General features: G+C 42.2%; 12 protein-coding genes. 7 read left to right on the top strand and 5 right to left on the bottom strand.

Annotation, left to right across the window (positions count from 1 at the left end; all coding sequences use genetic code 11):
- Positions 1-174: 174 nt before the first annotated feature.
- The 3 genes from AC29Z1_RS04885 to AC29Z1_RS04875 form a co-directional block, all read right to left on the bottom strand.
- Positions 175-795 carry a TetR/AcrR family transcriptional regulator gene (locus AC29Z1_RS04885; RefSeq protein WP_488270333.1) on the bottom strand — a complete coding sequence of 207 codons (621 nt, stop codon included), beginning with the start codon at positions 793-795 and terminating at the stop codon, positions 175-177.
- A gap of 299 nt (positions 796-1,094) precedes the next feature.
- Positions 1,095-1,568, bottom strand: a complete 474-nt coding sequence (locus AC29Z1_RS04880; RefSeq protein ID WP_488270332.1) for a hypothetical protein — start codon at positions 1,566-1,568, stop codon at positions 1,095-1,097.
- Between the two features lie 7 nt (positions 1,569-1,575).
- Positions 1,576-1,854 (bottom strand): hypothetical protein, encoded by a 279-nt coding sequence (locus AC29Z1_RS04875; RefSeq protein ID WP_488270331.1) that lies wholly within the window; start codon positions 1,852-1,854, stop codon positions 1,576-1,578.
- A gap of 172 nt (positions 1,855-2,026) precedes the next feature.
- Here AC29Z1_RS04875 and AC29Z1_RS04870 point away from each other — a divergent pair, with 172 nt between their 5' ends.
- On the top strand, positions 2,027-2,242 hold the full coding sequence (locus tag AC29Z1_RS04870; protein ID WP_488270330.1) for a hypothetical protein: 216 nt from the start codon (positions 2,027-2,029) through the stop codon (positions 2,240-2,242).
- Here the strand turns inward: AC29Z1_RS04870 and AC29Z1_RS04865 are convergent.
- Positions 2,239-3,312, bottom strand: coding sequence for an AbrB family transcriptional regulator (locus AC29Z1_RS04865; protein ID WP_488270329.1), 1,074 nt, complete (start codon positions 3,310-3,312; stop codon positions 2,239-2,241). The genes AC29Z1_RS04870 and AC29Z1_RS04865 overlap by 4 nt on opposite strands.
- Before the next feature lie 226 nt (positions 3,313-3,538).
- Between AC29Z1_RS04865 and citG the strand changes: the two genes are divergently transcribed.
- Both citG and zupT read left to right on the top strand, forming a co-directional pair.
- Positions 3,539-4,948 carry a triphosphoribosyl-dephospho-CoA synthase CitG gene (citG, locus tag AC29Z1_RS04860; protein ID WP_488270328.1) on the top strand — a complete coding sequence of 470 codons (1,410 nt, stop codon included), beginning with the start codon at positions 3,539-3,541 and terminating at the stop codon, positions 4,946-4,948.
- Complete coding sequence (gene zupT / locus AC29Z1_RS04855; protein WP_488270327.1) at positions 4,945-5,745, top strand: zinc transporter ZupT; 801 nt, start codon at positions 4,945-4,947, stop codon at positions 5,743-5,745. Before citG ends, zupT begins: the two co-directional genes overlap by 4 nt.
- Before the next feature lie 257 nt (positions 5,746-6,002).
- Here zupT and AC29Z1_RS04850 read toward each other — a convergent pair whose 3' ends face one another.
- Positions 6,003-6,407, bottom strand: coding sequence for a hypothetical protein (locus AC29Z1_RS04850; protein WP_488270326.1), 405 nt, complete (start codon positions 6,405-6,407; stop codon positions 6,003-6,005).
- Between the two features lie 171 nt (positions 6,408-6,578).
- Between AC29Z1_RS04850 and AC29Z1_RS04845 the strand changes: the two genes are divergently transcribed.
- The 4 genes from AC29Z1_RS04845 to AC29Z1_RS04830 form a co-directional block, all read left to right on the top strand.
- Positions 6,579-7,640 carry a GNAT family N-acetyltransferase gene (locus AC29Z1_RS04845; protein WP_488270325.1) on the top strand — a complete coding sequence of 354 codons (1,062 nt, stop codon included), beginning with the start codon at positions 6,579-6,581 and terminating at the stop codon, positions 7,638-7,640.
- A 137-nt stretch (positions 7,641-7,777) separates the two neighbouring features.
- The gene (locus AC29Z1_RS04840; RefSeq protein ID WP_488270324.1) at positions 7,778-8,233 is read left to right on the top strand and encodes a pyridoxamine 5'-phosphate oxidase family protein; all 456 of its coding nucleotides are present in this window, start codon (positions 7,778-7,780) and stop codon (positions 8,231-8,233) included.
- Positions 8,234-8,244: 11 nt separating this feature from the next.
- On the top strand, positions 8,245-8,973 hold the full coding sequence (locus AC29Z1_RS04835) for a class II aldolase/adducin family protein (RefSeq protein ID WP_488270323.1): 729 nt from the start codon (positions 8,245-8,247) through the stop codon (positions 8,971-8,973).
- Positions 8,974-9,212: 239 nt separating this feature from the next.
- A partial coding sequence (locus AC29Z1_RS04830; protein ID WP_488270322.1) for an ATP-binding protein occupies positions 9,213-10,307 on the top strand: 1,095 nt, incomplete at its 3' end.

Genomic DNA, 10,307 nt, shown 5'->3' with positions numbered 1-10,307 from the left:
GTATGTAACAGGTGTATCCTGCTGAATAACCTGCATAGCCTTGACTGCGACTTCCTGTGGTGGACGGGCAGTTTGTTGTTTGCTGCAGCCTGCTGTTACCAATAAAAGTAATACAGCCAGCCAGATAATGCTTTTTCGATTAACCATAGTGTTCTCCTCCCGTTAGGTATGAAATTATTTAGCTAATACACCATGTAAATAGATTTCAAGTGCCTGTGATATATATTGCTCAGCAATGTCTTCTGTGTTTGGCAGCAGATCTTTGCAAAAATGCTGCGACGTAAATGATACATTTAATATTTTCATGAGCGACACAGCTGCAAAGTTCGGCTCAATATCAGCGCGGAATTCGCCTTTGCTCACTGCATCCATAATACAGCCCTTCAAAAAAATGTGAAGACGATTTGCTGCGGCTTTTACTGTGCTATCAAAATATTTGGTTGGGTTGAAAATTTCAACAAAAAAAAGACGATCTATGTAGGGGCTTTCTTTATAGGCCACAAGCAACATAGTAGCAAAACGTCTAATCTTCATAACCGGAGAAATATCTTCTTTACTGATAACATCAATTATGTTTTCAAGTATGGCTAACTGCTTTTCCAGTATATAAGCATACAAATTCTCTTTGCCACCGAAATAATAAGAAATTAGTGCAATATTTACGCCTGCAGCATCAGCCAACTCCTTAACTGAGACAGCCGCTAAACCTTTCGTTGCAAACAAAGGAACAGCAGCTTCAATAATTTTATTAACAGTTGGCTTTTCTGTGCATATTTTTACGTTCGTTGTATTCACCTACTTTCCTAGCATTTCTATTCTGGCTTTTTAAATATTAATTTAAAATGTGAGTTTAATTATATTATATAATATAATTCATGTCTACAATATACCAAAAAAATATTACAAAAAGAATTGAAGCCCAAATCCAGCAAGGCAAACAGAAAACGACGCAGCAGTCAGAAGGTACTGTACAGGATAATTCTGTAACGAATGAAAAAGCAAAACAAGTTTCGGCTCAAATTCATCTGGGACAAAACGTAGATTAGCCGTATAAAACAAAACAGGGATGCAGTCTTATTGCATCCCTGTTTTTATTAGCGATGGGTTCTATTATCGTTGGTATTCCTATTTTTGAACTTATCCCACAGAAAACGTCCGACCATAAATATCGCAGCAAGTAAGATGACATTGAATAACATGCCCATTATGCTGGCAAACATACCTGCTTCACCAAAGCCGAATAGGCTGCCAAGCATACTGCCTAGCAGCATGCCACCGCCGAGAAGTCCGGCAGTACGCAGAAACCCGCTACCAGTATTAGCTTGTTGTGCAGGCTGAGAGGTTTGGGAATTTGGTTTAGCTGCAGGCGTTGGCGCTTTTTCACTATAGCTTTGCGCTGGGGCGGATGGTTTATAGTTGCTAGTGGTGTTGTTTTTAGTCGGGGCGGATTGGGTTGTGGGGGGTTTCATAGATGGGGCTTTCATGCTTTTAGAACCACCGATGGCTGCAAAACTTACAGCATGAAATGCAAACATAAAGACAAAAGTTAGTAATAATAATCTTTTCATTAGTTGCTTACTCCTCCTTGTAGGTTTTTACATCTTCAGGGAAAGTGTATATTTCGGCTAAAGTAGGCAGCTCTCCAGATAAGTAGCGATCAATATCATGGACATCAATATAAAAGGTACAGGCTACTTCCAAGTAACCTTGTTCTTTGCCTTGGCTGAGATCGCGAATGGCCATCAGGCGTTCGCGGAGAGCTAAGCAGTCTTGATGGGATGCTGTTACGTTGAGGGTTGCGAGGGGAATGCCATATTCCCTTAGAACATCTTGCAAGGTCATTCTTTCTGACATATTGTAACCACCACTTTGTCCTAGTTTAACCCGTTTTGGGGTTTTGACACCAACAATGTAATATGAAACTTAAAAAAAGTCAAGAGAAATATAGTTAAAGGGTGACTGGTGCTAGACAGTCTTGTATAATAGGATAGAAAGCAAAATAAATGTAGGCAAGTGAGGTTATATATTGCGTAAAATTGTAAAAACAACCGAAAATGTTATTACTCCCGTGGAGCCTCGGCGTGCTGCTATTTTAGGAGATGAAAGTCTGGTAGATGTGCGATTTGTGGAAAATCGTAGTGAGGCGGCTGGATGGCTGTATGAATATGAGGTAATTGGAGAAGTCGGCAAAGTAGAAAAGTTTTTGGCCCGATTAAGGGATATAGAGCGCAAACTTGGTTAATCCTGGTGAGCCTGGCTTTTTTGCAATAACCATTTGGTAACAGGGACACCAACGAGTAAAATAAATAGCAACCGAAATAATTGAAAGGCAATCACGGTGGCTAAATCGGCGTTGGCTGACATGGCAGTTAACCCCATCTCCGACATACCGCCTGGGGCCATGCTGATAAATGCAGTTACAAACGACATAGGATATACCAGGGAAAAGCCGTAAGAAATGCCTAACAGCACGACAATTATTGTAAGTACAGTAATAAGATTGACGAAAGCAATGGTTTTCCAATTGGTTAAATTCTTAAAGTCAACATCATACCCCATACGAATACCCACGAAAATCTGGGCTAAGGCTATAACTGAGGAAGGTAAAACCGGTGCCTCTATGCCAGCTAAGACTAAAGCCGCTGTTCCTAGGACTGGTGCGAGAACATATACGTTGGATAATTTTGCCCAGTTGCCTAGCTTGATTAGGGTTACAATTACTAGGAGAAAGAGGGCCAGTAATGGAAGTTGTTCGCTTCCCATGGGCGTCACTCGCTGACTGGTAGCCGGATTAATTTGTTCGGCAATGCCATGCAGTGCCAGAAAGGGAATAACAAATACGACGGTAAGTACCCTAACGGTCTGCATAAGAGTAACAATGGAAGCATTAGTTCCTTTGGTTTCTTCGCAGATAACCGACATTTGGGACAACCCTCCCGGGAGGCTGCCAATCAGGGAGTTAGCTAGGCCAATTTTGGTATACTTTCCTGCCAAATAACCTGTACCTAGACAAAGGGCAATCAGTGATGTTGTCATTGTCAGCATAAGGGGTAATTGCAACAGCACTTGTTTGCCAACTGTAGGAGTAAAAGGGCTGCCCATCATATATCCTAAGACAATCATGCCGATATTGCGTAGTTTTCTTGGCCAATAAACAGCTTTTTTTAAACCAGTTTTCCAAATAAGAGTTATAATCAGTGGGCCTAACGTCCAGGGCAAAGGTATATGCAGCAGGTTAAACAACACACCGCCAACTGTGGCTAGGATAAAAATAGATAAAGCTTGTTTGTACATGGATTCACCTTGTTTCATGTAATGTATATACGTTTATGCATTTTTTATTTCGTCTGATCATATAATAGCATTTTACTTCTAAAGTGGAAATACGACATAACATTTAACAAAACGTGGAAAAGGCTCACTTAAAGTAAATTTAGTTCTCATCAGCCACCAACATACATCAATCTTGGCATCAACCGTTAATGAATTTAGATTTTGTAGAAGCCTGAAAAATTGTTTGAAATAGGGAGTGGGGCAGTTGCAACAAATAACGCTAGCAGACGTATTAGAAGCAAAAGAACGCTTGGCTAATCTTCAGACTGAACTGCGCGGTCGTTATCAATTACCGATAGTTAGTTTTACTGCTAATATTCCCGGGGCTGTTAAAGACAGTCCGGTGATCCGACAACTGTTGCGAACGGCAGTCGATTGTTTTAGGACTGTTGCCCAGGACAACAGCTACGCTATTTTGGAAGAGCGGTTTGTCTATTGGCCAACAGGGCCGGTAGCTGTACTTGTTGTGGACGGTAACCCGGATGATATTAAGCTGTCCTGTATTACGATCGAAGAATCTGGTTTTCATGCCAGGCTGTTTGATATAGATGTGTTTGCGGCAGACGGAAGGCAACTTTCCCGTAGCGCTTTGGGGCATACGGAACGTACCTGTTTTCTGTGCGGTGAGCCGGCAGTCATATGTCGCCGTTCAAACAAGCATAGCAGTGAAGAAATTAAGCATAATGTTCAGGCCAGATTGACAGCGTTTGCCGCAGTGGCGGTCAATCCCTGGCCCAAAGTAGTTTGGAATATAGGCTCATGGGCTATAGAAGCCATGTTAATGGAAGCCGCCTGTACGCCGGCTCCAGGATTGGTTGATCGGGATAATGCAGGGGCACACCAGGATATGGATTTTTTCACGTTTCTGATGAGCAGCAGTGCACTGGCTGGCAGTATGTTCCGCTGTGCTGCCGCCGGGTACCAGCATAATGGGCTACCGACAGAATTATTGCCCATACTGCGGTATATTGGCAAAGACGGTGAGCAGCAGATGTTGGAAGCTACCAAAGGCGTGAATACCCAAAAAGGATTGCTGTTTTTGTTAGGTATTTTGGCTGCTGCCGCTGCCTATACTATCAGAAACCAAGCGGCGGCTGTTACCGCCGAACAAATTTTAGATACGGTTGCTGTGATGACCCAAGGTATTGTAGCGAGAGAACTTGCAGGATTGGCGACAGATCAATCAGCAAAATTGACAGCTGGTGAAAAACTATATCTGCGTTATGGTGTTACAGGGATTCGCGGTGAAGTAGAAGCAGGGATACCTAGCGTTCGGGAATATGGTCTGCCGGTATTAAAACAGGCACTGGCTGCGGGGTTGTCTTTAAATGATGCTTTGGTACATACGCTAATGAGTTTAATGACGGTTGTTGAAGATACTACGATTTTAAATCGCCATGACATGGAAGTGTTGCTTGCTGTACAACAACAGGCAAAGGGGATAATGGCTTGTGGCGGAATGATGTCTGATACTGGCAGAGCGCAAATTGCTGCCTTGGATGAAACCTTTATTGCCAGAAATATTAGTCCCGGCGGTGTCGCCGATTTATTAGCCGCTACTTACTTTCTCTACTTAATCGAAACACATTCGGTAGGAATGGCGGTGAGGATATGAGCGACAATGTACTTATAGCATGTATATTAACGTTAATAGCCGGGTTGTCAACAGGTTTGGGAGGGGTATTAGCTCTTCTTGTAAAACAGAACAATGCCAGACTATTATCTGTTGGACTAGGTTTTTCTGCCGGCGTAATGATTTATGTATCTTTTGTGGAGCTTTTGCGTCAAGCAGAGGTTTCTTTAGTAGTTAATATGGGTGACCCTATGGGCAAGTGGATAACGGTTGTCAGTTTTTTTGGCGGCATATTTCTATCCATATTGCTTGACAGATTGGTGCCTGAACACATGAGTTATCATGAGGTGAATGTGAACACTGCGCCGTCAGCCCAGTCAACAGCGACAGAAAAGTTGCAGCGGATGGGTCTATTTACTGCTTTTGCCATTGCATTGCATAATTTTCCTGAGGGTTTGGCTACCTTCATTGGGGCTTTGGACGATCCGACTTTAGGTGTATCATTAGCAGCCGCGATTGCAATTCATAATATTCCCGAGGGTATGTCGGTGGCTCTACCCATCTACTATGCTACAGGAAATACCCTTCAAGCCCTTGGATATTCGTTGTTATCTGGCCTGGCAGAACCTATTGGCGGGATAGCCGGATATTTGATTTTAAAATCGTTTTTTAATGAAATGGTTTTGGGAGTTACTTTTGCGGCAGTAGCTGGAATTATGGTATATATATCGCTGGATGAATTGCTGCCGATGGCCCGCGAATCAGGTACAGGCCATAGTGAAATGTTTGGCTTAGTGTCAGGGATGCTGCTCATGGCTGTCAGTCTATTGTTGCTGTAAGTACAGTCCAGTACAGTTTTTAGCTATAGTGGCGAAGCGTTTTCGGTTAACAAAAATGCTTGTACGCAAGCTCGTCCGATGGAGGGTGAGCTTTTATTCACATACGGATGACAAGAAACAACTGCAGGATTTTTAGGTAAAATAAAACGAGATTGTCAAGCAAGTACTTGCATAGAGCAATCTCGTTTGTTTATGTCAATATAATGTGCAGTTACACTCTTTTGGACATAAATACCTGAATATTAGCAGCCTGCATGTTAGTGGTCAGTTAACTTTAGTTCTCCAGGCCCGCCTTCAGTCCAGACCGTGATAAACACCTGGCCATTTTCGCGAAAAGCTCGCAATAGTTCGCAATGCCGCAGGATGGCAAAATTTTTCTCAAGCTGTAACCGGGATATGCCGAGTTTCTGCATGATTTGCTCATGCGTAACTGGTCCTTCGGTTTGGACGTAATGGTAAAGGGATTTTTGCAAATCGGTTAGGCCGTCGGTACCTTGCTGACCAGCTGCTTTTCGGAAAGACTTGGCGCTATACACGGCAGCTACATCACAACTACGCGGCGGTTCGAGCAATTCTACATAACAATCTTCACATAACCTCTGTCCTCGATAAGTTACTTCTTCGCCAGCCGGAATGTCTGTATTGCATTTTTGACAAACCATAGTTATCCTCCTACAACTAGGTAGTATCGTTAATTATAACAATTTTACCATAATGAAAATATGGAAGCAAACAGCAAATGGCAGGTTTAGGAGGGTGTGGCTGATAAAAAGTGGGGTTACGAACAATACTACCAATAAGCAACCGAAAACTGTTATTGGAGAGAGAAGTGTATGCCGGAAAAACCATTTGATAAATTAGTATTTGAAAAAGTCCAACGCGCCGATCTTGGTCAATTGGAGAATTTATTTACCAGCGCGTTTGCCGACGAAGTAGATATTGACCAGGTAAAGCGTCGTATCCGTCGTGCGAGACAATTTTATTATCTTCTAAATCCGTTAAGCAGGTTTTCGGTGTGGATTAAAAACCATTTTAACATTTATGTAATAAAAATTAATGACAAATTAGCAGGTTTTCTCCAGGTATCTTATTTGAACTCTACCCAACTGCATATTGATTACATTGCTTTCAGCAAAGAGTACCGGGGACAAGGCTTAGGTAAATGGGTTCTGACTAAGTTATTTTCTCAGGTAACAGATGTTCATCATTTGGATGTTGTTCTAGAAGTACGTGAAGGTAACAGGGCATACAATCTCTACAAACGGTTGGGTTTTCAAGCGATGACCCAAATCCTGCATTACCAGTTACGGCCGGATAGTGAGTATGTATTGCCGCAAGCTGAGAGTTTGCCGGAATTTAAAAAGCTCACCAGTCTAGACCGCAGAAAATTATTTAATTTATATCTGGAATCGGTGCCATGTAATTTGCGCCAAGTCATTAAACGGACATATCAGGAATTCGATCCCAGTATGATGGTCAGACACTTGGAATGGGCGAAAAATTATCTCATGCGCAAACAAAAACATGACTATGTTATTGAACAAGACGGCAAATTAGTTGCCTGGTTAAGTGTCAATAGTTATCTCAAGGTAAACAGCCACGTAATCAGTCTTACGTTGCATCCTGAATATGAATCATTACGCCAAGGACTACTGGTTAAAGCTATTCAGCTTGTGAGCGAACACTTTGGTCAAGGAATTATCAGTACAACGATTTATAGTGACGATCCTGGCAAACAAGTGGCACTAGAACGGTTGGGTTTCAAAAGAAAATTGGCATATTACCTGATGTTTCGACCTGCGGCGTCAAATCAGAATGCACCAAGGAAATCGGCTATCTCCATAACTAAGACAGTCGCTATGCATCGCAGGCGTGGTAATCGACGTAATGTATAATCACGTAGCTATTGTTTACCTACAAAAAGCTGGCGCCAGTGGCGAATTTGTAGGAAGGATATATTTACCTTTTCCGTCTTATTTGGTATAGTAATATACCAATAAGATGAAAGTCAGGTGAGACTATGTTTCCAGTTATGCGACGAATAGAACGGCAAACCAGCATGGAAAAGACTATTGAAATTTTGGAAAAAGGTGAATACGGGGTTTTGTCGACAGTAAACACCGCAGGTTATTCTTATGGTGTTCCGCTTAATTATTTTTATAAGGATGGATGTATTTATTTTCACTGTGCCAATGCTGGCCATAAACTTGACAATATCACAGCGAATAATAATGTGTCGTTTTGCGTTGTCGGACAAAAAAAATTATTGCCCGAAAAGTTTACAACAAGCTATGAAAGTGTAGTTGCCTTCGGGCAAGCGACAATTGTACAGGGGCAGGAAAAGGAAGAGGCCTTGCTTGGACTAATACACAAATATGCATCCGACCATTTGGCTGAGGGTAAAGAATATATTCAAAAGAGTAAGGACAAGACCGTGGTAATTAAAATTATTATAGAACATATGACTGGTAAAGTGCGACCACAGTAGGAGTCACAGCCATGACAGAGAATGAACTTAAACTTGCGATATGTCAAATTGGTAAACGAATGTATGAGAGTGGCTTTGTTGCGGCTAATGATGGCAATATTAGTGTTCGACTGAATACGGGTGAAGTTCTTACTACACCGACAGGGGTAAGCAAAGGTTTTATGACGCCTGACATGTTATTGACTGTTGATATGGAAGGCAATATTATTGCGGGTCAAGGCAGTTGGCGGCCGTCATCAGAGCTTAAGATGCACCTTAAAGTCTATCAGGAACGTCCTGACGTTCGTGCCGTTGTTCATGCACATCCGCCCTATGCTACCACATTTGCTATTGCCAGAACTCCATTGAATAAACCGATTATTGCTGAGGCTGTTGTTTCGCTGGGATGTGTGCCGGTAGCTGACTATGGCACTCCGTCTACCAGCGAGGTTCCTGCTGCAGTGGCTCCTTATTTGGAACATTTTGATGCTGTGCTGTTAGCTAATCATGGCGCCCTTGCTTGGGGAGACAGCTTGACTACTGCGTATCACAAACTGGAGTCGGTCGAATTTTATGCCAAGCTAACTTTTTTGTCCCTACAACTAGGAAACCCGGTTGAATTATCGTCTGCCCAGATTGAAACTTTGTACGATATCAGAGAAAAAATGGGACTATCAGGACGGCATCCGGCAAAAATATGCAATAAAAGCTGTGGTTTACCTTGTGGACGAAATTCTAACAACAATAAACACAGTTTGTAAATCATTTGCAACATGATTGTTGACAGTATTGTGAAGTTTTGGGATAATGTAGGCGAAGCATAGTGCATTTTGTGGCGGGATTTCACAGCACCGTAACAGGTCGTTAGTTTTTTAAAAACACCTGGTCATGGGCAGTAGCGTGCAAGACAGGTGGTAAACCAGTATTTTCTGCCCCCTGTTGTATAGTTTACCTATGCAACAGGGGTGTTTTTGTTTTGTTATTAGCAGGAGGGGTTGTTGTGGTCGAGGTTTGTAGTGAGCTTAACCGGTTATTACTGTTCCGTAATTTGTTAAACGATGGTGTGGTGAAAGGAATAGTAGCGTTACACGGGGATGCGCGAGAAGAATGTGACGAATACGCGCTGGCTGCTTACCTGATTGATTGGGCTGAAACAACAGGAGTGCCGGGGTATATTCCAGAAAACTATTTGTTAGGACTGATCGGATGTGATCACAATACCTTCAGCAGCACTGCTGAGAAGATGGACGTTAAGACTGAAAGCAGTTTGCTCAAGGCAGTTGTCCACGACATAAGAATATTAAAACAGCTATTGCTGGCAGTGAGACATGCACCATTTTCCGATGGCGTTCAGTCCATTATTAACGATTATCGGCCTGCTACAGGCAATCAGGCTTTAAAAGTGGGAAAATATCGGAATTTAGCTGTGCTCAGAGATTTGTTTTTTGATGTTGAAAAAAACTATACACCTTTGGAGGTGGCTATAGCGCTAGGAAAATATTATCGTCACAATGGTTGTGGCAAACTAGCTGGATATAGTGCGTTTAAATGGGATGGTCGACAACGGGAATTAGTGGGTATTGAACACACTGATCCGGTAAAATTGTGTGATATTATTGGCTATGATTATCAAAAAGCTGAGCTTATCCGTAATACTGAGGCTTTTATTCAGGGAAGGCCAGCTAACAATGTGTTATTGGTGGGGGCCAGAGGTACTGGTAAGTCGTCGTCAGTTAAGGCAGTTGCCAATCAGTATGTTGAGAAAGGTCTTAGATTGGTTGAGATTTCAAAAAACGACTTTAAAGATATTCCTGATATTTTGTCCATGCTGCGGCAATGGGGGAAAAAGTGTATCTTATTTATTGATGATCTGTCTTTTGAAGAATTTGAAGCAGATTATAAAATATTAAAGTCGCTGATTGACGGTGGAATCGAAGTTCGACCTGATAATGTTTTGATTTATGCCACCTCCAACCGCCGAAATTTAATCAAAGAGACTTGGGATGACCGTAGTGGCGATGAGCTGCATCGTCAAGATACGATTAATGAAAAGATTTCGCAGGCAGATCGTTTCGGGATTACTCTGTTCTACCCG

Source organism: Sporomusa sp., assembly GCF_057736855.1.
This window is presented reverse-complemented; position numbering and strand designations above follow the sequence as displayed.

Coding starts and splice junctions, on each gene's coding strand:
- AC29Z1_RS04880 (WP_488270332.1), bottom strand. CDS start 1,568: ATGAAAAGATTATTATTACTAACTTTTGTCTTTATGTTTGCATTTCAT.
- AC29Z1_RS04875 (WP_488270331.1), bottom strand. CDS start 1,854: ATGTCAGAAAGAATGACCTTGCAAGATGTTCTAAGGGAATATGGCATT.
- AC29Z1_RS04865 (WP_488270329.1), bottom strand. CDS start 3,312: ATGAAACAAGGTGAATCCATGTACAAACAAGCTTTATCTATTTTTATC.
- zupT (WP_488270327.1), top strand. CDS start 4,945: ATGAGCGACAATGTACTTATAGCATGTATATTAACGTTAATAGCCGGG.
- AC29Z1_RS04850 (WP_488270326.1), bottom strand. CDS start 6,407: ATGGTTTGTCAAAAATGCAATACAGACATTCCGGCTGGCGAAGAAGTA.
- AC29Z1_RS04845 (WP_488270325.1), top strand. CDS start 6,579: ATGCCGGAAAAACCATTTGATAAATTAGTATTTGAAAAAGTCCAACGC.
- AC29Z1_RS04840 (WP_488270324.1), top strand. CDS start 7,778: ATGCGACGAATAGAACGGCAAACCAGCATGGAAAAGACTATTGAAATT.
- AC29Z1_RS04835 (WP_488270323.1), top strand. CDS start 8,245: ATGACAGAGAATGAACTTAAACTTGCGATATGTCAAATTGGTAAACGA.